This window comes from Thauera sp., assembly GCF_035444905.1.
Classification (GTDB): Bacteria; Pseudomonadota; Gammaproteobacteria; order Burkholderiales; family Rhodocyclaceae; genus Thauera.
This window is the reverse complement of record NZ_DAOMPS010000011.1, coordinates 39578-60839: the sequence shown is the minus strand read 5'-3', so window position 1 is coordinate 60839 and position 21262 is coordinate 39578. Positions and strand designations below refer to the sequence as shown.

Here is a 21262-nt window from a genome sequence, read left to right as displayed (position 1 = left end):
ACCGCAAGGGCCGCGCAGGCCGCGATCGCGGCCGCTCAATCCAGGCCCAGCACGCGGCCGAGGGGGGACAGGTCGTAGCCACCGAGGCGACGTGCCAGCGTCTGCGAGCGCGCATCGCCATGGGCGGCGAGCAGGTCCTGGAACAGGCGGCGGAACAGGATCTCGCGCGGCAGCGCGAGGTCGAAGGCCTCCCAGCCCAGGGGCAGGAAGCCGAGGCCGAACTCCGCCGCCGCCGCTCGGGTGCCCGGGGCGCAGTCGGCGTCCTCGCGCGCGACCAGGGCGGCCGCCTCGCGCTCGCTGTACGCCTCGGCGACGACACTGCAGTCGGTGGCGGCAAAGCCGCGGCTGGCGAGGGCCGATTCCAGGAAATGACGCGAGCCCGCCCCCGCCTGGCGCATCGCCCAGCGATAGTCGAAGGCGGCGAGCGTCTCGAGGCCGTCCACCGCCAGGCCGCGACGCAGGATCACGCCCTGTTCGCGCAGGGCCAGGCGCACCAGCGCCCACTGCCGGCTGGCGCCGAAGCGGCGCAGCAGCAAGGCGTGCTGTTGCGCGCTGTGCTCGACGCCACCCCAGTGCAGGGCGCAGGCGTTGGCGCGGCGGCGGGCGAGCAGCTCGAGGCCGGTGAGGGTGCCGGTGGGGCTGTAGGCCACCAGGCCTTCGGCGCCCAGCCCCTGGGCGAGCGCGGCGGTGGTGGCCGCCAGCAAGGGGTCGTCGCTGCCGGTAATCAGCAGGCGGTCGGTGAGGGCACCGCCATGGGCCTGCTCGAGCAGCCAGTCCTCGAGCAGGGCGCGCGGAAACAGCCACTTGCCGCCGATGCGCGCGGCGGGAATGTCGCGGCGCTTGGCGAGCTCGTAGAGCTTTTTCTCATTGAGCTGCAGGAAGGCCGCCGCCTCGCGCGCCGTCAGGCAGGCGGCGGGCGCAGTGTCCGCCGCCTGCCCGCAGGGCGCCGCCGGCGTGCCGGTGCTGCGGGCTTCAGCCATGGCGTGCGGGCAGATCCTTGGCGGCGTCGGCCAGTTCGTCGCGGGTGTTGATGTTGCGGAAGGCCGCCTCCTCGTCGTCGAAGCTCACCTCCACCACCTTCAGGCTGCCGTACCAGCGGTCGATCTTGCGCCCGCCGCCGGCGAGGAAGGCGCCGAGGTGGTCGGCGAGCTCGCGCCGGCACAGGCAGAACACCGGGTGGGGCTGGTCGAAGGTCTTCGCCACCGCGAGCTGGGCGTCGGCCGCGTGCAGCGCGGCGGCGAGGCGCGCGACCAGGTCGGTCGGCAGGAAGGGCGAATCGCAGGGGGCGGTGGCGACCAGCGGGTGCCGGGCGCGCGTCAGTGCGGCATGCAGGCCGGCGAGGGGGCCGGCGAAGCCGCCGATGTCGTCGCCGAACACCGGGTAGCCGAAGCCCTGCCAGGCCGCCAGGTTCTGGTTGGCGTTGATGATCAGCTCATCGACCTGGGGGGCGAGGCGCTCGAGCGCATGCGCGGCCATCGGCCGACCGGCGAGCTCGACCAGGCCCTTGTCGACGCCCCCCATGCGGCTGCCCTGGCCACCGGCGAGCAGCACACCGGTGATGCCTTGCCCGGCAGGGCGGAAGGAGGGGGCGGGGATGTCGTGCATGCGTATCGGCTCGGATCGGTGGCGGCTCGGTTGGGGGGCGATTGGCGGGCGGATGGGGCTCTGGCTCGGTTCAGTCGCGCTCGAAGCGCTCGGCGCCGGAAAACAGCAGGTAGTGCTTGCCCTGGGCGCGCCCGACCATGGTGAGGCCGATCCGCTGCGCGATCTGCCAGCCCATGTGGGTGAGGCCGGAGCGCGACACCAGGAAGGGGATGCCCATCTGCGCGGTCTTGATCACCATCTCCGAGGTCAGGCGGCCGGTGGTGTAGAAGATCTTGTCGGCGCCCTCCAGCCCATCGAGCCACATCTGCCCGGCGATGGCGTCCACCGCATTGTGGCGGCCGACATCCTCGACGAACATCAGGATCTCGCAGCCGCCGGGCGTGGCCTGCGCCAGCGCGCAGCCGTGCACCGCGCCGGCCTGCTTGTAGATCGATTCGTGCTGGCGCACCGCGTCCATCAATGCGTACAGCGTCGATTGCTTGAGCGAGCGCTCATGGGACAGGCGGATCTCGTCGATCTCGTCCATCAGCCCGCCGAACACGGTGCCCTGACCGCAGCCGGTGGTCACGGTGCGGCTGCCGAGCTTCTGGTCGGCGTCGCGCAGGCCGCCGCGGGTGGTGACGGACACCGCATCGACGTCCCAGTCCACCTGCACGGCGGCGATCTCGTCCAGGCTCCTGACCAGCCGCTGGTTGCGCAACCAGCCGATGGTCAGCGCCTCGGGTGCGGCGCCGAGCGTCATCAGGGTGACGATCTCGCGCTTGTCGACGTAGAGGGTGAGCGGATGCTCGCCGGCGATCGAGGTCGGCACGGTGTCGCCATGCTCGTTGAGCGCGGGAATCTCGACCGTGAGCGGACGGCTGGCCTGGCTCAGCAGGGGGCGGCGGGACGGCGGGGCGTTCATGGTGGGCTCGATGTTCGGATGCATGAGGGCGCTCGGAGCGGGGATTGTAGCGGCAAGCCGGCCGTCGGGTGGGTGGCGGCGCGCCATGCCTGTGCCACGCCTTGGCCACGAACTCGCGACACACTCACCGCGCCGGCGTGCGGCGGCACGGTTTTCGCCTTCGCCGCCGCGGGATGGGCGACGTATGCTGTAGACCGCATTCGCTTCACGACAATTCAGGGGCAAGGCAATGAACGAGTTTCCGATCGCGGTGATCATGGAGCGCCGCCGCTTGAACAACCCCTGGGTGGACGTGGCCTGGGAGGCCGTCGGCGTGGTGCCTGCCTTCGATGCCGTCGACCCGGCGCCGGTCGAGATCGTCAGCGAGCCGGACCGCCGCCAGTGGCGGGTGGGGGGCTTCGCGATCGCGCTGTTCCGCGATGAGGCCGACAACTACTTCCTCAACATGAGCTCGCCGATCCCCAAGGTGTTCGTGATGTGGCGCAAGGAAGGCGAGCTGGCGCTGCCGGCGGCGGTGTCGGCGAGCTACGGCGAGGCGGCGCGCTGGCTGGATTCGGGCGAACAGGTCGACGGGGTGCCGATGTCACGCGAGATCGCGGACTGGGTGGGCGATTTCGTCAATACCCACTACAAGCCCGCGCCACGCAAGAAGGTGCGACGCAACGATCCGCTCGCCCAGGACCGGAGGCGGCAATGAGTGGCGGCTTTCTCGCCCGCTGGTCGCGGCGCAAGCTGGCAGCCGGCCTTGCCGCCGCGTCTGCGCCGACCCCGGCGGCGGCCGGGCCCGAGCCGACGGCCGCCGCGGACTCGGCCGGCACTCTGCCCGCGGGCGAGGTCGGCGCGCATCCCGCATCGCCCGCGGCGAAGGCCGCCGCCGAGGCCGCCTTGCCGCCGGTGGAAACGCTGAGCTTGGCGTCGGACTTCAGCGCCTTCCTGAAGGAGGAGGTCAGCGAGGCCTTGCGTCGCCGGGCACTGCAGAAGCTTTTTGCCGATCCGCACTTCAACCGCATGGACGGCCTCGACGTCTACATCGACGACTACAACCTTGCCGACCCGATCCCGCCCGCGCTGATGGAAAAGCTCAAGCACGCGCGCGAGTGGCTCGACGACGCCGGCGCACATACGGATCAGGACAGGCATACGGATCAGGACAGTATTACGGAGCAGGACGCCCCCGAGCTGCGCGAGGCGGCTGCGCCGGTGCCGGCGCGCGAGGCCGGGGAGCCGGCAGCGGCGACCCCGCTGGCAGGCGGGAAGTCTGCCGATACGCCCCCGGCGCGCTCGCCCGCCGACAGGGCGGGTGAGCCGGATAGCGGTACAAAACGGGACGGCCTGGACAATTTGTCTCGATGTGCCCGTTGAGGGGGTGGTTACTCGGTTCTTTTGGTCGGATCGGCGGTGTCTGGCTCTCCATGTTCTGGTCCGATGAATGCTTTTGAACGGCAACTCCATTGGATGCATCGATGCCCGACTCGCAAAAGCAGATCCGCCTGTGCGATTGCAATCGCAGTTTCACGCTCGACGCCGAACAGCTTGCCGCTGCCGGCGCCGTCGTCGCTTGTCATCACGCCCTGTGTGCCGGCGAGTTGCCGCTGATCGGTGACGACCTCGCCGCCGGACGCGAAGTCTTCGTCGCCTGCACGCAGGAGACGGCGCTGTTCGCCGAGCTTGCCGACGCCACCGATACGCCTGCCGGTGCCCGTCCGGCGGCCGAGCGCATTCACTTCTTCAACCTGCGCGAGAACGCCGGCTGGTCGGCGGATGCCGTGCCGGCCACGGCAAACGCGCCCACGGGCAAGCGGCCAGCGGGGGTCACGCCCAAGCTCGCCGCGCTGATCGCGGCCGCGACCACGCTGCCGGAGCCCGACCCGGTGCCCGCCGTGCCGATGAAGGCCGGCCGCAGCCTGCTGATCATCGGCGAGGCGGGCGTCGCGCTGGGCTGGGCCGAGCGCCTCGCCGGCAGCTTCGACCCGGCAGTGCTGATTACCCGGCGCAGCGCGGAGGTGGAGCTGCCCGCGCGCAACGCCTACCCGGTGTGGTCCGGCCGGCCGCTGCAGCTCAGTGGCCACCTGGGTGCCTTCGAGCTGGCCTGGGCGCAGCACAACCCGATCGACCTCGAGCTGTGCGTGCGCTGCAATGCCTGCGTCAAGGCCTGTCCCGAGGGGGCGATCGGCGTCGATCTGCAGGTCGATCTCGACGCCTGTCGCAGCCACCGCGCCTGCGTCACTGCGTGTGGCGAAATTGGCGCGATCGAATTCGCGCGCCAGGAGACCACCCGCAGCGAGCGCTTTGACCTCGTGCTGGACCTGTCGGCCGACCCGCTGATGAAGCGCGTCGAGCTACCCGACGGCTATGCCGCCCCGGGGCGCGACCCCTTCGAGCAGGCGCTGGCGGTGCAGGCGCTCGGTGAGTTCGTCGGCGAATTCGAGAAGCCGCGCTATGTCGCTTTCGATGCCGGCCTGTGCGCGCACAGCCGCGCGCAAAAGACCGGCTGCAGCAACTGCATCGAGGTCTGCGCGACCGAAGCGATCCGCTCCAGCGGCGACGTGATCGCGGTCGATCCTTACCTGTGCAAGGGCTGTGGCACCTGCAGCACGGTGTGTCCGTCCGGCGCGCTCGGCTTCCAGTATCCGCGCGTGACCGACCTCGGCCAGCGCGTTAAGACCCTGCTTGCCCGCTACGCAGAGGCTGGCGGCAGGGACGCCTGCGTGCTATTCCACTCTGCCGAGGCCGGCACGGCGGCGATCGGCCGCCTCGCCCGCCGCGGCCGCGGGCTGCCGGCGCGGGTGATCCCGGTCGAGCTGTGGAGCGCGGACGCGGTCGGGCTCGAGCTGATGCTCGGCAGCCTGGCGCTGGGCGCCTGTCAGGTGGCGGTGCTTGCCGCCGGCAGCCATGATGCCGCGCCGCTCAAGGCCCAGGCCCGCCATGGCCAGACCGTCCTGTCCGCCCTCGGCTATGCCGGCGAGCATCTGCGCATCATCGAGGCCGATGCCGACGACTGGCAGGCGCTGGAGACGGCGCTGTGGTCGTGGGCACCTGGCACCGGCGTCGCGGCGCCGGCGCGCTTCCGCCTGTTGCCGAACAAGCGCGAGACGCTCGACTTCGCCCTGCGTCACCTGCTCGAGCAGGCACCGGCGGCCGCGACGGCGGCCGGCCTGCCGGCGGCGATCGCGCTCGGAGCCGGCGCGCCTTTCGGCCAGGTCAGGGCATCCGACGCCTGCACACTGTGCATGGCCTGTACCGGCGCCTGTCCTGCGGGGGCCTTGCGCGCCGCGACCGACAGCTACCGGCTCGACTTCATCGAGCGCAACTGCCTGCAGTGCGGCCTGTGCGTCGCCTCCTGTCCCGAATCCGCGCTGGCCCTCGAGCCCCGCCTGCTGCTGGGTGAGGAGGCGCGTCGCGCCCGCGCGCTGCGCGAGGCCGACCTGTTCCACTGCACAGCCTGCGGCAAGGCGATGGGCGCCGCGCCGCTGATCGAATCGATGATCGCCCGCCTGTCCGGCCATTCCATGTTCGCCACCGAGGCCGCGCGCGCGCGCCTGCGGATGTGCGCCGACTGCCGTGTGATCGACATGATGAAGGCCGAGTCGAGCTCGCATTCGGCCGTGAAAGCCTGGGACCTGTCCGAATGACTGCCGCCATCCCCATTCAGTCCCAACCCAGCTGGTCCGACGAGGATCGCGCCCGCGCCGAGCACTACGCCTTGCTCGCGCGGCTGCTGCATGCCGCGCCCGATGCCGCCCTGCTGGGGGCCCTCGCTCAGTCGGGACGCCTGCTCGGCGGCGAGGACGGTGCGCTCCCGCAGGCCTGGGCGGCGCTCGGCGCGGCGGCGGCCGGGATATCGCTGCAGGCCGCGTGCGACGAGTTCGATGCGCTCTTCATCAGCGTCGGCAAGCCGGCGGTGATCAGCAACGGCTCCTGGTACCTGACCGGCTTCCTGCAGGAGGAGCCGCTCGCCGAGCTGCGCGCCGACCTCGCCGAGCTGGGGCTGGGACGCCGCACAGGGGTGACGGAAACCGAGGACCACATCGCCGCGCTCGCCGAAGTCATGCGGCACCTGGTGCTGACCGCGCCGGATGCGGCCGGATTGCAGCGCCAGCGTGCCTTCTTCGAGCGCCACATCGCGCCCTGGTACGCGCATCTGGCGCAGGCCCTGGCGCAGGCGCCGGGGGCCGATTTCTACGCGAAGGTCGGCGCCTTGCTGCGGGCCTTCATGGACATCGAGCGCGAGGCGTTCGACATGCTCGAGGCGTCCGCCTGAGGGGCGGCGCCGATTCTTTGTTGCGGGGGAGATCGATGATGAAAGACGAGACGCAGAAACTGTCGCGGCGGAACTTCCTGCTGGCCGTTGGCGCCGGCGGCGCGGCCAGCGCCGCTGCGGTAGCGACCGCAGCCACCCAGGCCGTGCCGCAGGCCGCGCCGGTGGTCGAGGCCGCGCGCCGCGAGGCCGCGGAGCAGGGCGTGAGTGCGCACATGCGCAGCTACTACCGCACGGCGCGGGTCTGAGGAGGGCACGACGATGCTGACCAGGAAATCCGACTCTGCCGCCGGCAGTGCGCGTCGCCTGCACGGTGCGGCGGCGCGGCCGCTGGGCCAGACCATGGACCGCCGCGCCTTCCTCAAGCGCTCCGGCCTGGGCCTTGGCGCCGGCGCCATCGCCACCCAGTTGCCCTACAACCTGATCGGTGCCGCCGATGCGGCGGCACCCGGCGTGTCCCGCGGCGACGGTCCAGCCGAGGTACGCCGCACGGTGTGCACCCACTGCTCGGTGGGCTGTGCTGCCGATGCCATCGTGCGCAACGGGGTGTGGGTGCACCAGGAGCCGGTGTTCGACTCGCCGATCAACCTCGGCGCACACTGCGCCAAGGGCGCCGCGCTGCGCGAGCACGGCCACGGCGAGCACCGTCTGAAATACCCGATGAAGCTGGTCGACGGCAAGTACCAGAAGATCTCGTGGGAGCAGGCCATCCAGGAGGTCGGCGATCGCCTGCTGAAGATCCGCGAGGATTCCGGTCCCGACGCGGTGTACTGGATCGGCTCCTCCAAGCACAACAACGAGCAGGCCTACCTGCTGCGCAAGTTCGTGTCCTTCTGGGGCACGAACAACTGCGACCACCAGGCGCGCATCTGCCACTCCACCACGGTGGCGGGGGTGGCGAACACCTGGGGTTACGGTGCGATGACCAACTCCTACAACGACATGCAGTTCTCCAAGGCGGCGATGTACATCGGTTCGAACGCCGCCGAGGCGCATCCGGTGTCGATGCTGCACATGCTTCACGCCAAGGAGAACGGCTGCAAGATGATCGTCGTCGACCCGCGCTTCACGCGCACGGCGGCGAAGGCGCACCAGTTCGTGCGCATCCGCTCGGGCACCGACATTCCCTTCATCTGGGGCCTGCTCTACCACATCTTCCAGAACGGCTGGGAAGACCGGAAGTACATCGCCGATCGCGTCTTCGGCCTGGAGAAGGTCAAGGAAGAGATCATGACCTGGACGCCCGAGCGCGTGCAGGAGGTGACCGGCATCCCCGAGGGGCAGGTGTTCAAGGTCGCCGAGACGCTGGCCAAGAACCGGCCCTCGACGGTGGTCTGGTGCATGGGCCAGACCCAGCACACGGTGGGCAACGCCAACGTGCGCGCGATGTGCATCCTGCAACTGGTGCTGGGCAACGTCGGCGTGTCGGGTGGCGGCACCAACATCTTCCGCGGCCACGACAACGTGCAGGGCGCGACCGACGTCGGTCCCAACCCCGACTCGCTGCCCGGCTACTACGGCCTGGCGGCCGGGTCGTGGAAGCACTGGTGCGCGGTGTGGGGCGTCGATTACGAGTGGGTCAAGAGCCGCTACGCCTCGGAAGAGCTGATGACCAAGTCGGGCATCACGGTGTCGCGCTGGATCGACGGCGTCACCGAGAACAAGGAGCTGATCGACCAGCCCAGCAACCTGCGTGCCGTCGTCTACTGGGGCCACGCGCCCAACTCGCAGACGCGCGGCGCCGAGATGGTCGAGGCGATGAAGCAGCTCGACACCCTGGTGGTGATCGACCCCTATCCCTCGGCCACTGCGTCGATGGCGGCGATGGTGCGCAAGGACGGCGTGTATCTGCTGCCGGCCTGCACCCAGTTCGAGACCGTCGGCACGTGCACCGCGTCCAACCGCTCGATCCAGTGGCGCGAGAAGGTCATCGAGCCGCTGTTCGAGTCCAAACCCGACCACACCATCATGTACGCCTTCGCCAGGAAGTTCGGCTGGGCGGACGAGCTGGTGAAGAACATCAAGCTCGACAAGGACGCCCAGGGCTGGGACGAGCCGAGCATCGAGGACATCCTGCGCGAGATCAACCGCGGCACCTGGACCATCGGCTACAGCGGCCAGTCGCCCGAGCGCCTGAAGCTGCACATGAAGAACATGCACACCTTCGACGTGCGCACGCTGAGGGCGGCCGGCGGCCCCTGCGACGGCGAGTACTTCGGCCTGCCGTGGCCATGCTACGGCAATCCCGAGATGAAGCACCCGGGCACGCCCAACCTGTACGACACCTCCAAGCACGTCATGGACGGCGGCGGCAACTTCCGCGCCAACTTCGGCGTCGAGCGCGACGGCGTGTCGCTGCTGGCGGCCGAGGGCTCGGCCTCCAAGGGCGCCGACCTGCAGATGGGCTACCCCGAGTTCGATGACGTGCTGCTGAAGAAGCTGGGCTGGTGGGACGAGCTCACCGACGCCGAGAAGCAGGCGGCCGAGGGCAAGAACTGGAAGACCGACCTGTCGGGCGGCATCATCCGCGTGGCGATGAAGAACCACGGCTGCCACCCCTTCGGCAACGCCAGGGCGCGCGCGCTGGTGTGGAACTTCCCCGATCCGGTGCCGCTGCACCGCGAGCCGATCTACTCGCCGCGCCCCGACCTGGTCGAGAAGTACCCGACCCATGACGACAAGATGAAGTTCTGGCGCCTGCCGACGCTGTACAAGTCGATGCAGGACAAGGTCAAGAACATCTCCAGCGAGTACCCCCTGATCATGACCTCGGGCCGCCTCGTGGAGTACGAGGGCGGTGGCGAGGAAACGCGCTCCAACCCCTGGCTGGCCGAGCTGCAGCAGGAGATGTTCGCCGAGGTGAACCCCAAGGACGCCAACGACGCGGGCTTCCGCAACGGCGAGTACATCTGGGTCGAATCGCCGACCAAGGCGCGCCTCAAGGTGCGTGCCCAGGTCACCCAGCGCGTCGCGCCGGGCACCGTGTTCCTGCCCTTCCATTTCTCCGGCTGGTGGCAGGGCGAGGACATGCTCAGGTACTACCCCGAGGGCGCGGCGCCGATCGTGCGCGGCGAGGCGGTCAATACCGCCACCACGTATGGCTATGACCCGGTGACGATGATGCAGGAATCCAAGACCACCCTGTGCCGCGTGAGCAAGGCTTAAGGGCGAGGAGAGAACACGATGGGACGCATGAAATTCCTGTGTGACGCCGAGCGCTGCATCGAATGCAATGGCTGCGTCACCGCATGCAAGAACGAGCACGAGGTGCCCTGGGGCGTGAACCGCCGCCGCGTGGTGACGATGAACGACGGCGTGCCGGGCGAGCGCTCGATCTCGGTCGCCTGCATGCACTGCTCGGATGCGCCGTGCATGGCGGTGTGCCCGACCGACTGCTTCTACAAGACCGAAGACGGCGTGGTGCTCCACGACAAGGACAAGTGCATCGGCTGCGGCTACTGCTTCTTCGCCTGTCCGTTCGGGGCGCCGCAGTTCCCCAACGGCCCGGCGGCCTTCGGCGCGCGCGGCAAGATGGACAAGTGCACCTTCTGCGCCGGCGGTCCCGAGGAGACCGGCTCGCAGGCGGAATACGACAAGTACGGCTCCAACCGCCTGGCCCAGGGCAAGCTGCCGCTGTGCGCCGAGATGTGCTCGACCAAGGCGCTGCTCGCCGGCGACGCCAACGTGGTGGCCGACATCTTCCGCGAGCGGGTGCTGCGCCGCGGCACGGGGGCCGAGGTGTGGGGCTGGGATGCCGCCTACGGCGGCGGCGAGCGCAAGCAGGAACGCAAGCGGGAGGGTCGGTCATGAGCATGCCAATACTGAAGCGGCTGACGCTGCTTGCCGTGGCGAGCGGGCTGCTCGGCGGTCTGGCGGCCTGCAGCGAGGTGCCTCAGGTCACGGTGTACGAGCAGGGCCAGTACAGTGGCAAGACCGACACCCGGCCCTGGGAGGGTGGCGCGTTCAACGGCGACCGCGAGGCCTGGGAGAAGGCGCTCAGGGAGCGCGCGCGCGGCCAGTCCGAGTACAACCGCATCCAGTGAGGAGAGCGCCATGAGAATACGCATGATGCGGGCGCAGGGCGGCGGCTGGCTCGTCGCGCTGTTGCTCATGGTCCTGCTGTGGGCATTCGCCCTGCCGCTGCAGGCGGCCGAGCGGCCGCCCGGCAGCGCCGCGGCGGATCAGGCCGAGCGCCAGCTCGAGCGTCCGCTCAACAACGCACCGGTGTGGCGCGCGGTGCGTTCGGGCGAGGAGCACACCACCAATGTGCGCGGCCCGGAAGCCGGCGTGCTGATCCAGAGCGAGGGCAACACCTGGCGCCAGTTGCGCAACGGCCCGATCACCGAGTACGGCGGCTGGCTGCTGATCGTGGTCCCCGCCGCCATCCTGCTGTTCTGGCTGGTGAAGGGCACGATGAAGCTGCAGGAGCCGCGCACCGGCCGCCTGATGAAGCGCTTCTCCGGCTTCGAGCGCTTCGTGCATTGGGGCACGGCCATCACCTTCCTGCTGCTGGCGCTGACCGGGCTGGCGATCCTGTTCGGCAAGCACGTGCTGCTGCCGATCTTCGGCCATGGCGCGCTGGCGGCCCTGCTCGACGTCGGCAAGACGGTGCACAACTACGTCGGCCCGGCTTTCGGCGTGTTCGTGCTGCTGATGATCCTGACCTTCGTGCGCGACAACGTATGGCAGGCGATCGACGCGGTGTGGATCCGCCGCGCCGGCGGCATGCTCGACGGTGGCCACGTGCCCTCGGGGCGCTTCAACTTCGGCGAGAAGACCTGGTTCTGGATCGGCGTGACCTTCCTCGGGCTGACGGTGGCGATCTCCGGCCTGATCCTGGACTTTCCCAACCTCGGCGACTGGACGCGGGCCGACATGCAGACGGCGAACGTCGTCCATACGATCGGGGCGATCCTACTGCTGGCCTTGTCCTTCGGCCATATCTACATGGGCACCCTGGGCGTCGAGGGGGCCTACCAGTCGATGAAGACCGGCTACGTGGACGAGACCTGGGCGAAGGAGCACCACGAGGTCTGGTATCACGAGGCCAAGGCCGGCAAGTCGGGGCGGCCATAGGGCGACACGCGCTTCTCTCCCTGTCCGGGCCTGCTCCATACCTCCCTCGGGCCCGGCACATTCGACCTCGCACGGGCCGTGCCCGCGCGGGGTCGCGTTTTCTCGGGCGCCGGTTTCGTGCTCAGTGCGTGCTGTGCGCGCTGCGGATGGCGCGCATCGCATGCGGAGGCGACATCCGCAGCCAAGGGCAGATCTCTCCGGCGGGCAGCGGCTGCGCGAACAGGAAGCCCTGGGCGACATTGCACCGGTAGCGCGCGAGAAAGCGCAACTGCTGCTCGGTCTCGACGCCCTCGGCCACCACCTTCATGCCCAGGCCGTGGGCCAGCGCGATGGTGCCACGCACGATGGCGGCATCGTCGCTGTCGTCGGTGATGTCGCCGACGAAGCTCTTGTCGATCTTCAGCTCCGAGATCGGGAAGCGCTTGAGCAGCGACAGCGAGGAGTAACCGGTGCCGAAGTCGTCCACCGCCACGCCGACGCCCAGGCCGTGGATGCTGCGCAGCAACTCGGCGACGCGCTCGCCCTCACCCATCGCGGTCGATTCGGTGAGTTCGACCTTGAGCATCTTCGGGTCCAGGCCGCTGTCGCCGAGGGCGCTGCGAATGGTGTCGACGATGCCCATGTCCGAGCACTGGCGCGCCGACACGTTGACGGCGAGCGGCACGGCGTCCAGACCCTCGGCACTCCAGCGTGCGACCTGGCGGGTGGCCTCGTGGATCGCCCATTCGCCGAGGTTGCGGATGATGCCGCTTTCCTCGGCGGCCGGGATGAACACATCCGGGCGGACCAGGCCATTGCCCGGCCGGTGCCAGCGCAGCAGCGACTCCAGGCCGACCAGGCGACCGCTCTTGATGTCGATCTGCGGCTGGTAGAAGAGCTCGAATTCGTTGTTGACGAGGCCATGGCGGAGCGCAGCCTCCATGCTCAGCCGGTCGCGCGACCAGGTGTTCATCTCGGGCGAGTAGAAGGTGTAGCGGCTGCCGCCCTCGAGCTTGCCGCGATACATCGCCTTGTCTGCCATCGACAGCAGGGACTCGGCGTCGGCGCTGTCGGCCGGTCCGACGCTGATGCCGATGCTGCAGGACAGCACCAGACCGGTGTCGCCCTCGGTTTCGACTTCGCGCTCCAGCAGCTCGAGCAGCTTCTCCGCGACCGCCACCACGTCGCCGCGGTCGTGCAGGTTGTCCATCAGGATGATGAATTCGTCGCCGCCCCAGCGCGCCACGGTGTCGCCGCCGCGCACCGAGGCCGTCAGCCGCGCTGCCACGACCTGCAGCACCTGATCGCCGACCGCGTGGCCGAGGCTGTCATTGATGCGCTTGAAGCGATCGAGATCCACGAACAGCAGCGCCACCAGGCTGCCGCGGCGCTGGGCATGGGCCTGCGCCTGGCGCAGGCGGTCGAGCAGCAGGGCGCGGTTCGGCAAGCCCGTCAGCAGATCGTGGGTGGCCTCATGCTGCAGGCGTGCGGTGATGGCCAGGGTCTCGGTGATGTCGTTGAGCACGAGCACGGCGCCGCCGCCCGCTGCGCCCACCGGGGTGACGGTCAGGCGCAGCGCGTAGTGCCGGCCCTGCGGGCCCTGCCAGGGGATCGGTTCGGGCAGGCGGATGGTCTGGCGATGCTGGAGGCAGCCGAGCACGGTGTCCACGACCAGCGGGGTCTGGTCGGTGAAGTCGCGCAGCAGCTCGCCCACCGGACGGCCTTTGGCCGCGCGCAGGTCCAGTCCCGTGAAGGTCTCGGCGACCGGGTTGAGCAGCACGACGCGGGTGTCCTCGTCGATCGTGAGCACGGCGTCGGCGATCGAGCGCAGCGTGGCGTCGGCATCGTGGCGGGCGCGAGCGAGCGAGCCGCGCGTGCGCTCGAGGAAGTGCAGCAGCCACAGCAGTGCGCCCAGCAGCAGGGCGCCCAGCGCCCCTGCCGGGGGGATCCACAGGCGCAGCCCATGGAGGGCCGCACCGCTGGCGAGCGGCGGCAACAGGCACAGGCCGCCGAGCACGAGTGCGCCGCGCAGGCCGAAGCGGGGCTGGATCAGGCCCGTGAGCGCGACGAAGAACAGACTGAAACCGAGCACGAGGCCAGTGTCGGCGCTGCGGTACACGAGACCGCTGCGCAGCGCCTCGTAGGCGCGGGCGTGGAACTCGACCGCGGCCATCAGCTGGCCCTGAGGCGAGCTCGGCGTGGCGAGTCCGGCGTCGATGCCGCCGGCGGTGGCGCCGACGAAGACGGCGCGCCCCGCGAGTTCGTGGACGCGCTCGGGCTGGCTCAGAAGCGTGAAGTACGACCGCTGTTCGGGCTTGCTGGCGGCGTCGGGGAAGGGCAGCAGCAGCTCGTCCGCGCGTACCCAGCCAGGGTGGTACGCCACCCGGCGCAGCCATGCCGGCTGTTGCGCATTGAGGCTCGCGCCGTTGCGCAGCTCGTTTCCGGTTGCGCGCTTCAGCGTGGCGAGGGCGAGTGAATCCCAGCTCGGGCTGGGGCTGCCGGCGCGGGCGAAGGTGCGGCGGACGAGGCCGTCGGCGTCGAGTTCGACGTCGACGTGGCCGAGGCCGGCGGCGCTGGCCAGTAGCAGGGGGTTGGGCAACAGCTCTGCGATTGCTTCGGTCTTGGCCCCGCCATCGGCGGCGCGCGGCGCCAGCGCCAGGATCACCCGGCCCGAGGCCTTCATGGCCGCGGCGAGTTCGGCGTCACCGGGTGCGGGCTCGGGGAACAGGATCGACATCCCGATCGCCGACACGCCGACCGCAGTCAGACCGTCGATGAGCTCGGCATGCACGTTGCGGTTCCACGGCCAGCGCCCGAGCGCGTCGACGCTCGCCTCGTCGATCGCGACCACGGTCGACGCCGGAGCCAGCGCGGCGGCGCGGAAAACGGGCTCGATCGTGTCGTACAGCAGCAGGTCGAGGCGCTTCAGGCCGTTCCAGCCCGGCAGCACGAGCAGGCTGGCGAACAGGCCCGCGAGCAACCAGGCGCCGCGGTCACCGAGCACGCCCTGGCGCCTGCCCGGTTTCATAGCGCCAGCAGCAGGGGCAGCAGGATCAGCAACGCGCGCCAGTGCGTGTGCGGCACCTCGATCTGTTGCGCCTTGCCCCAGGGGCCGGGCGGGCTGCCCGCTTCCTGGCTGCGGATGCGCACATGCCACACGCCCGCGGGTGGCGTGGCGATGCTCAACTCGGCGGCCTGGGTGTCCAGTTCGTACTCGGGGGCAGCGAAGTCGGCCGCGCTGCTCAGTTGCACCTGATAGCGCTGCGCGCCGTCGCTCGCGCGCCAGCGCAGGTGCAGGGTGTAGCCGTCGACATCCGGTGCCTCGGGCACTGGGCCGGGCGGTGGGCGGTGGAAACGCTGCACGTCGGAGAACGGCCCGCGCCCCTCGGCGGCGGTGCTGACCGCGATGCGCCAGAAGTAGTCGCCGGCGGCCAGCGCCTCGTCCAGCACCAGCCCTGGCGCAGTGAGATCGTCGCGCTGCAGCACCCGGTCCTGGAAGTGGGCGTCGCGCGCAAGCTCGAAGTGGTAGCGCTCGGCGTCGGCGTTGGCCGCCCAGGCAAAGGCGACGCCTTCGTCGGTGGCAAAGCCGTCGGGCGCCGGCAGGCTGGGGAAGGGGGGCTCGGGACGGGCGTCGATGACGATGCTGCGCTCGGCGTCGACGCCTTCGAGGCCGCGGCCGTCGATGGCGCGCACGCGCAGGCGATAGCTGCCGTCGGCGAGCCCGGCATGGCCGAGCACGGCCGCTTCCGCCCCGCTGCGGTCGGATTCGATTGCACTGAAGCCCGTCAGCGGCGCGATCTGGGTGCGGTAGCCGCGCGCCCCTTCGACGGCCGCAATCGGCACCCGGAAGGGGACGCGCTCGAGGCGCTCGGGCAGGGTGTCGAGCTCGGGCGCCGGCAGCAGCGCCGACGCCTTCTCGGGCGCGCGTCCGCGCGCGCTGAAGGTGCCGGTGCCGGCCGGCAGGCGGGTCACGCCGCGGCTGTTGCGCAACGCCACCTCGCCTTCGAGGGTCTCGGCGCGCACGCCATCGGCCTCGGCGCTGACGCGGAAGTCGGTCCCGCGCACCGCCGCCAACGCCGCCGGAGTCTGGATCATGAACCGCCCCCCGCTGCGATTGCCAGGGGTGACGGCACTCTCGACATGGCCCTGCTGCAGCTCGATGTGCACCTGTTGCGCGCCCGAGGCCCTCAACCGGCGTATCTCATCGAGGCGCAGCTCGGTGTTGTTGCCGACCAGGCTGCGGCTGCCGTCGGCAAATTCGAGGGTGAGGCTGCCATCGGCGCCGCTGCGGAGGTGCGTGCCCGGCGCCAGCGTCATGCCCGCCGCGAGCGGCGCCATCGTCCCGTCGACCCAGCGCTCGACCGTGCCGCGCATGTCGAGCACGCGTGCCGTGTCCCTGTCGCCACGCATCCAGGCGACGGGAATGCGCAGCCGCGTTCCGGGTTGAATCGCCAGCGGGTCGAGGATGCGGTTGTAGTCCTGGATGCGCGGCCAGTAGTCGATGCTCTTCAGGTAGCGCTGGGTGATGTTCCAGGGGTTGTCGCCGGGGCGCACGACATAGATGACGTCCTGCGCCAGCGCCGCATTGCAGCACGCTGCGAGCGCAAGACCGAGCAGGGTGGCGCGGGCTCGCGCCGGTCGCGCTGATTCGGGAGGGCAGGCCTGCATGGCGGTTCCTGGATATGCAGATCGATCAGCGGTGTTCTTCTTGGGGGTCATCGCGAATTGCCCCGGAATAATACATTGCGCTTGCTTCGAACAATATGTTTGGGCGATGCCGGCGGGCGCGGCGGACGGCTTGTCGTGCGCCTGGCACGCGGCGCGGCGGTGCGCAGCGGAGCGGGCGCTACAATGCTGGCCTTACCTGCAAACGGAGCCGCTCATGGCCGAAGTGTTCTTCTCCCCCTGCCCGCGCGGACTCGAGGCCCTGCTCGCTGCCGAACTCGAGCGCCTGGGCGGGCGCGAGCTGCGCGCGCTGCACGGCGGGGTGAGCTGGCAGGGCGACTGGACGGCCTGCCAGCGCGCGAACCTCGAGAGCCGGCTTGCCACGCGCGTGATGTGGCGCGTCGCCCAGGGTCGCTACCGGGCCGAGATCGACATCTACAAGCTGGCCTACAGCGTGACCTGGGCGAAATGGTTCACCGCCGATGACAGCATCCGCATCTACGTCACCGCGCAGAAATCACCGCTGAAGAGCCTCGAGTTCATCACCCTGCGCGTGAAGGACGCGGTGTGCGATCACTTCCGCACCGTGAGCGGCAAGCGGCCGAGCGTGGACACCGCGAACCCGGCGGTGCGCATCCACGTCTTCCTGACCGCGGACACCGTCACCCTGTACCTCGACACCTCGGGCGAGCCGCTCTACAAGCGCGGCTACAAGCCGGCCGCGGTGGAGGCGCCGGTCAAGGAGAACCTCGCCGCCGGCATCCTGTGCCTGAGCGGCTGGCAGCCCGGCGAGGCGCTGCTCGACCCGATGTGCGGTAGCGGCACCTTCCTCATCGAGGCGGCGCAGATGGCGCTCGACATCGCGCCGGGGCTGGGGCGCGGCTTCGCGTTCGAGCGTTTCCGCCACCACGACCGCGCGGGCTGGGCGGCGGTGCGGGCGGCAGCCGAGCGCCGGCGCCAGCAGCCCCGGGCGCTGGCGGTGTTCGGCTCGGACGTGGTCGGCGAATGGGTGCGGCGCAGCCGCGTCAACCTCGAGGCGGCCGGGCTCGCCGACTGCGTGCAGCTCGAGCGCGCCGACCTGCTCGAGCGCCGGCCGCCGGCGGCCGAGGGGGTGATGGTCGCCAATCCGCCCTATGGCGTGCGCCTGGGCGAGACGGAAGAGCTCGCCGCCTTCTACCCGCGCCTGGGCGATGCGCTCAAGCGCAGCTGGGGCGGCTGGCGTTGCTATTTCTTCAGCGCGGACCCGCAGTTGCCCAAGCTCATCGGTCTCAAGGCGAGCCGGCGCACGCCGCTGTTCAACGGCGCGCTCGAGTGCCGGCTGTACGAATACCGCATGGTGAGCGGCAGCAACCGCAGCCGCGTGGCACCGGACAGGGCGGCAGGCTGAGCGCCGGGCGCGGGCTCAGAGCATGCCGAGATTCTGCAGGCCAGAGCCCGGGTCCTGGTCGCCGTGGCGGCTATTGAGCTTGATCTGCAGGCGCAGGTCGTTGATCGAGTCGGCATTGCGCAGCGCGTCCTCGTAGGTGATGAGCTCGTCCTCGTAGAGCTGGAACAGCGACTGGTCGAAGGTCTGCATGCCCAGCTCGCGCGAGCGCTTCATGATCTCCTTGATCGCCGGGATGTCGCCCTTGTAGATCAGGTCCGAGATGAGCGGCGAGTTGAGCAGCACCTCGACCGCCGGCACGCGGCCCTTGCGGTCCTTCATCGGCAGCAGGCGCTGCGACACCATGGCGCGCAGGTTCAGCGACAGGTCCATCAGCAGTTGCTGGCGCCGGTCCTCGGGGAAGAAGTTGATGACGCGGTCGATGGCCTGGTTGGCGCTGTTGGCGTGCAGCGTGGCGAGGCAGAGATGGCCGGTTTCGGCAAAGGCGATCGCGTAGTCCATGGTCTCGCGGTCGCGGATCTCGCCCATCAGGATCACGTCGGGCGCCTGGCGCAGGGTGTTCTTCAGCGCCGCCTCCCAGGACTCGGTATCCACGCCGATCTCGCGCTGCGAAATGATGCAGTTCTTGTGGGCGTGCACGAACTCGATCGGATCCTCGATCGTGATGATGTGGCCGTAGGTGTTCTCGTTGCGGTAATCGACCATCGAGGCCAGCGAGGTCGTCTTGCCGGTGCCGGTGCCGCCGACGAAGATCACCAGGCCGCGCTTGGTGAGGGCGATGTCGGTCAGTACCGGCGGCAGCCCGAGTTCCTCGAACTTGGGGATGCGCTGGGGGATGGTGCGCAGCACCAGGCCGACACGCCCCTGCTGCACGAAGGCGTTGGCGCGGAAGCGGCCGATGCCCGAGGGCGAGATGCCGAAGTTGCATTCCTTGTGCGCCTCGAACTCGGAGGCCTGGCGATCGTTCATGATTGCGCGCGCCAGTTCGGCCGTGTGCTGCGGCTGCAGCACCTGGTTGGACTGCGGCACGATGCGGCCGTCGATCTTGATCGCCGGCGGAAAACCGGTGGTGATGAAGAGGTCGGAGCCATTCTTCTGCAGCATCAGCCGCAGCAGATCGTTCATGAACTTGAGGGCCTGGTCGCGTTCCATCTTTCCAACTCCTGGCGCCGGCGGTCGCCCGCGGCGTGCTGCGCTGTGCGGTCGACGGGCCGGCTTGGGGCGGGCACCGTCGGGTCCTGGGGCTGTGGTCCGGGCCGGTCGCGACCGGCCGCGTGCCTTATGCGAAATTGTCCTTGTTCTGGGCCCGGATGCGGGCCTCGGCGGCCGACACCACATTGCGGCGGACGAGGTCGGCGAGGCACTGGTCGAGCGTCTGCATGCCGACGTTCTGGCCGGTCTGGATCGACGAGTACATCTGCGCGATCTTGTTCTCGCGGATCAGGTTGCGGATCGCGGGGGTGCCGATCATGATCTCGTGCGCCGCCACGCGGCCGGCGCCGTCCTTGGTCTTGAGCAGGGTCTGCGAGATCACCGCGCGCAGCGACTCGGACAGCATCGAGCGCACCATGTCCTTCTCGGCCGCGGGGAAGACGTCGACGATACGGTCGATCGTCTTGGCCGCCGACGAGGTGTGCAGGGTGCCGAACACGAGGTGGCCGGTCTCGGCCGCGGTGAGCGCGAGGCGGATCGTCTCGAGGTCGCGCAACTCGCCTACCAGGATCACGTCGGGGTCTTCGCGCAGCGCGGCGCGCAGCGCGTTGTTGAAGGACATCGTGTCGCGATGCACCTCGCGCTGGTTGATCAGGCAGCGCTTGGATTCGTGCACGAATTCGATCGGGTCCTCGACGGTGAGGATGTGGCCGTATTCGTTCTCGTTGACGTAGTCGAGCATCGCCGCGAGCGTGGTCGACTTGCCCGAGCCGGTGGGGCCGGTGACCAGTACGATGCCGCGCGGCTGGTTGGCGATGTCCTTGAAGATCTTCGGGCAGTTGAGCTCTTCGAGGGTGAGCACCTTGGTCGGAATGGTCCGGAACACCGCGCCCGCGCCGCGATTCTGGTTGAAGGCGTTGACCCGGAAACGCGCCAGATTGGGCACGGCGAAGGAGAAGTCGCACTCCCAGGACTCCTCGTACTGCTTGCGCTGCGCGTCGTTCATGATGTCGTACACCATGGCATGCACTTCCTTGTGCTCGAGCGGCGGCAGGTTGATCCTGCGCACGTCGCCGTGCACCCGGATCATCGGCGGCAGGCCGGCAGACAGGTGCAGGTCGGACGCCTTGTTCTTGACGGCAAAGGCGAGCAGTTCGGTGATGTCCATGGTGTCGGCGGCGCGCGGCGGCGCAAAAAGGAGGCAACGCGGCAATGCTATACTTTTTGCGCTTTGCCCTTGAGGAAATAGGCCACGGAATATGACGACAATTGCCGAGCGACTGCACGCGGTGCAGGCCCGCATCGCTGCCGCCGCGCGGGCCTCGGGTCGTGAGCCGGCGTCGGTCGATCTGCTGGCCGTGAGCAAGACCTGGCCGGCCGAGGCGGTGCGCGAAGCAGCCCTTGCCGGTCAGCGCCGTTTTGGCGAGAACTACGTGCAGGAAGGCGTCGACAAGATCGATGCCCTGCGCACGCTCGGTCTCGAGTGGCATTTCATCGGTCCGCTGCAGAGCAACAAGACACGGCCGGTGGCCAATGCCTTCGACTGGGTGCACAGCATCGACCGCCTCCGGATCGCCGAGCGCCTGTCGGCGCAGCGCGACGTGCATCTGCCGCCGCTCAATGTGTGCATCCAGGTCAACGTCAGCGGCGAGGACAGCAAGAGCGGCATCGCGCCGGGCGAGACGCTCGCGCTGGCCAGGGCGGTGGCCGCCTTGCCCCGGCTGCGCCTGCGCGGCCTGATGTGCATCCCCGAGCCGAGCGAGGATGCGGCGCTGCTGCAGGCGCGCTTTGCCCTGCTGCGTGGCCTGCGGGATGAACTCGTGGCCGCGGGCCTGGCCGTCGACACCTTGTCGATGGGCATGTCGCACGACCTCGAGGCGGCGGTCGCCGCGGGGGCGACCGTGGTGCGTGTGGGCACGGCCATTTTCGGCGAGCGCCGCGCGCCGGCTTCAACCCGGGCTTCAAGCCTTTCCGCCTGACGCCGGCATGCGGCGTCGGCTCATCCATCCAGGTCAGCTCATGAAGATCACTTTTCTTGGCGGCGGCAACATGGCCACCGCTCTCATCGGCGGCATGATCGAACGCGGCTTCGAGGCCGCCGCCATCCAGGTCGTCGAACTGGGTGCCGCGGCGCGCGAAGCCCTGGTGCAGCGCTTCGGCGTGCGCGCGATCGAGGCGGCAGATGACGCGGCGATCGCCTGCGAGGTGCTGGTGCTCGCGGTCAAGCCGCAGCAGATGA

Annotated in this window: 19 protein-coding genes; 12 read left to right on the top strand and 7 right to left on the bottom strand. The window is 69.7% G+C overall.

The genetic code is table 11. The features are described from left to right. Window positions 1-35: 35 nt before the first annotated feature. From PLC66_RS07375 to PLC66_RS07365, 3 genes are all read right to left on the bottom strand, one after another. Window positions 36-980, bottom strand: coding sequence for a substrate-binding domain-containing protein (locus PLC66_RS07375; protein ID WP_324538909.1), 945 nt, complete (start codon window positions 978-980; stop codon window positions 36-38). Beyond that, complete coding sequence (gene mobA, locus PLC66_RS07370) at window positions 973-1605, bottom strand: molybdenum cofactor guanylyltransferase MobA (protein ID WP_324538907.1); 633 nt, start codon at window positions 1603-1605, stop codon at window positions 973-975. Before mobA ends, PLC66_RS07375 begins: the two co-directional genes overlap by 8 nt. 70 nt (window positions 1606-1675) lie before the next feature. Further along, window positions 1676-2509 (bottom strand): formate dehydrogenase accessory sulfurtransferase FdhD, encoded by an 834-nt coding sequence (locus tag PLC66_RS07365; protein ID WP_324538987.1) that lies wholly within the window; start codon window positions 2507-2509, stop codon window positions 1676-1678. 229 nt (window positions 2510-2738) lie between these two features. On the opposite strand from PLC66_RS07365, the gene PLC66_RS07360 reads away from it, so the two are divergent. The 9 genes from PLC66_RS07360 (at window position 2739) to PLC66_RS07320 (ending at window position 11843) form a co-directional block, all read left to right on the top strand. Then, the gene (locus tag PLC66_RS07360; protein WP_324538905.1) at window positions 2739-3206 is read left to right on the top strand and encodes a DUF3305 domain-containing protein; all 468 of its coding nucleotides are present in this window, start codon (window positions 2739-2741) and stop codon (window positions 3204-3206) included. Then, the gene (locus tag PLC66_RS07355; protein ID WP_324538904.1) at window positions 3203-3871 is read left to right on the top strand and encodes a DUF3306 domain-containing protein; all 669 of its coding nucleotides are present in this window, start codon (window positions 3203-3205) and stop codon (window positions 3869-3871) included. The genes PLC66_RS07360 and PLC66_RS07355 overlap by 4 nt, the downstream gene beginning before the upstream one ends. 101 nt (window positions 3872-3972) lie before the next feature. Next, entirely contained in the window at window positions 3973-6141 is a 2169-nt protein-coding gene (locus PLC66_RS07350) for a 4Fe-4S binding protein (protein WP_324538902.1), read from the top strand. Then, window positions 6138-6770, top strand: coding sequence for a TorD/DmsD family molecular chaperone (locus PLC66_RS07345; RefSeq protein WP_324538900.1), 633 nt, complete (start codon window positions 6138-6140; stop codon window positions 6768-6770). Before PLC66_RS07350 ends, PLC66_RS07345 begins: the two co-directional genes overlap by 4 nt. A 38-nt stretch (window positions 6771-6808) precedes the next feature. Beyond that, the gene (locus PLC66_RS07340; RefSeq protein ID WP_324538898.1) at window positions 6809-7015 is read left to right on the top strand and encodes a hypothetical protein; all 207 of its coding nucleotides are present in this window, start codon (window positions 6809-6811) and stop codon (window positions 7013-7015) included. Between the two features lie 13 nt (window positions 7016-7028). Then, window positions 7029-9932 carry a formate dehydrogenase subunit alpha gene (locus PLC66_RS07335; RefSeq protein ID WP_324538896.1) on the top strand — a complete coding sequence of 968 codons (2904 nt, stop codon included), beginning with the start codon at window positions 7029-7031 and terminating at the stop codon, window positions 9930-9932. A gap of 18 nt (window positions 9933-9950) precedes the next feature. Then, entirely contained in the window at window positions 9951-10577 is a 627-nt protein-coding gene (gene fdh3B, locus PLC66_RS07330; RefSeq protein WP_324538894.1) for a formate dehydrogenase FDH3 subunit beta, read from the top strand. Next, window positions 10574-10810 carry a hypothetical protein gene (locus PLC66_RS07325; protein WP_324538892.1) on the top strand — a complete coding sequence of 79 codons (237 nt, stop codon included), beginning with the start codon at window positions 10574-10576 and terminating at the stop codon, window positions 10808-10810. Before fdh3B ends, PLC66_RS07325 begins: the two co-directional genes overlap by 4 nt. Window positions 10811-10820: 10 nt before the next feature. Continuing rightward, complete coding sequence (locus PLC66_RS07320; protein ID WP_324538890.1) at window positions 10821-11843, top strand: formate dehydrogenase subunit gamma; 1023 nt, start codon at window positions 10821-10823, stop codon at window positions 11841-11843. Window positions 11844-11964: 121 nt separating this feature from the next. On the opposite strand, the gene PLC66_RS07315 is transcribed toward PLC66_RS07320, so the two are convergent. Continuing rightward, window positions 11965-14826 (bottom strand): EAL domain-containing protein, encoded by a 2862-nt coding sequence (locus tag PLC66_RS07315; protein WP_324538887.1) that lies wholly within the window; start codon window positions 14824-14826, stop codon window positions 11965-11967. A 20-nt stretch (window positions 14827-14846) separates the two neighbouring features. Next, window positions 14847-16490 carry a FecR family protein gene (locus PLC66_RS07310; RefSeq protein ID WP_324538885.1) on the bottom strand — a complete coding sequence of 548 codons (1644 nt, stop codon included), beginning with the start codon at window positions 16488-16490 and terminating at the stop codon, window positions 14847-14849. A 214-nt stretch (window positions 16491-16704) separates the two neighbouring features. On the opposite strand from PLC66_RS07310, the gene PLC66_RS07305 reads away from it, so the two are divergent. Then, entirely contained in the window at window positions 16705-17874 is a 1170-nt protein-coding gene (locus PLC66_RS07305; RefSeq protein ID WP_324538883.1) for a THUMP domain-containing class I SAM-dependent RNA methyltransferase, read from the top strand. Window positions 17875-17889: 15 nt separating this feature from the next. Here PLC66_RS07305 and PLC66_RS07300 read toward each other — a convergent pair whose 3' ends face one another. After that, on the bottom strand, window positions 17890-19023 hold the full coding sequence (locus PLC66_RS07300) for a PilT/PilU family type 4a pilus ATPase (RefSeq protein WP_324538881.1): 1134 nt from the start codon (window positions 19021-19023) through the stop codon (window positions 17890-17892). Window positions 19024-19150: 127 nt separating this feature from the next. Beyond that, entirely contained in the window at window positions 19151-20191 is a 1041-nt protein-coding gene (locus PLC66_RS07295; RefSeq protein ID WP_324538879.1) for a type IV pilus twitching motility protein PilT, read from the bottom strand. Between the two features lie 91 nt (window positions 20192-20282). Between PLC66_RS07295 and PLC66_RS07290 the strand changes: the two genes are divergently transcribed. Both PLC66_RS07290 and PLC66_RS07285 read left to right on the top strand, forming a co-directional pair. Continuing rightward, window positions 20283-21002, top strand: coding sequence for a YggS family pyridoxal phosphate-dependent enzyme (locus PLC66_RS07290; RefSeq protein WP_324538877.1), 720 nt, complete (start codon window positions 20283-20285; stop codon window positions 21000-21002). Between the two features lie 40 nt (window positions 21003-21042). Then, the coding region (locus PLC66_RS07285; protein WP_324538875.1) for a pyrroline-5-carboxylate reductase family protein at window positions 21043-21262 on the top strand (220 nt) is incomplete at its 3' end.

Bases quoted from the DNA above. Each gene is read 5' to 3' on its own strand.
- PLC66_RS07375 (WP_324538909.1), bottom strand. From the start codon at position 980: ATGGCTGAAGCCCGCAGCACCGGCACGCCGGCGGCGCCCTGCGGGCAG.
- mobA (WP_324538907.1), bottom strand. From the start codon at position 1,605: ATGCACGACATCCCCGCCCCCTCCTTCCGCCCTGCCGGGCAAGGCATC.
- PLC66_RS07365 (WP_324538987.1), bottom strand. From the start codon at position 2,509: ATGAACGCCCCGCCGTCCCGCCGCCCCCTGCTGAGCCAGGCCAGCCGT.
- PLC66_RS07360 (WP_324538905.1), top strand. From the start codon at position 2,739: ATGAACGAGTTTCCGATCGCGGTGATCATGGAGCGCCGCCGCTTGAAC.
- PLC66_RS07355 (WP_324538904.1), top strand. From the start codon at position 3,203: ATGAGTGGCGGCTTTCTCGCCCGCTGGTCGCGGCGCAAGCTGGCAGCC.
- PLC66_RS07350 (WP_324538902.1), top strand. From the start codon at position 3,973: ATGCCCGACTCGCAAAAGCAGATCCGCCTGTGCGATTGCAATCGCAGT.
- PLC66_RS07345 (WP_324538900.1), top strand. From the start codon at position 6,138: ATGACTGCCGCCATCCCCATTCAGTCCCAACCCAGCTGGTCCGACGAG.
- PLC66_RS07340 (WP_324538898.1), top strand. From the start codon at position 6,809: ATGAAAGACGAGACGCAGAAACTGTCGCGGCGGAACTTCCTGCTGGCC.
- PLC66_RS07335 (WP_324538896.1), top strand. From the start codon at position 7,029: ATGCTGACCAGGAAATCCGACTCTGCCGCCGGCAGTGCGCGTCGCCTG.
- fdh3B (WP_324538894.1), top strand. From the start codon at position 9,951: ATGGGACGCATGAAATTCCTGTGTGACGCCGAGCGCTGCATCGAATGC.
- PLC66_RS07325 (WP_324538892.1), top strand. From the start codon at position 10,574: ATGAGCATGCCAATACTGAAGCGGCTGACGCTGCTTGCCGTGGCGAGC.
- PLC66_RS07320 (WP_324538890.1), top strand. From the start codon at position 10,821: ATGAGAATACGCATGATGCGGGCGCAGGGCGGCGGCTGGCTCGTCGCG.
- PLC66_RS07310 (WP_324538885.1), bottom strand. From the start codon at position 16,490: ATGCAGGCCTGCCCTCCCGAATCAGCGCGACCGGCGCGAGCCCGCGCC.
- PLC66_RS07305 (WP_324538883.1), top strand. From the start codon at position 16,705: ATGGCCGAAGTGTTCTTCTCCCCCTGCCCGCGCGGACTCGAGGCCCTG.
- PLC66_RS07300 (WP_324538881.1), bottom strand. From the start codon at position 19,023: ATGGAACGCGACCAGGCCCTCAAGTTCATGAACGATCTGCTGCGGCTG.
- PLC66_RS07295 (WP_324538879.1), bottom strand. From the start codon at position 20,191: ATGGACATCACCGAACTGCTCGCCTTTGCCGTCAAGAACAAGGCGTCC.
- PLC66_RS07290 (WP_324538877.1), top strand. From the start codon at position 20,283: ATGACGACAATTGCCGAGCGACTGCACGCGGTGCAGGCCCGCATCGCT.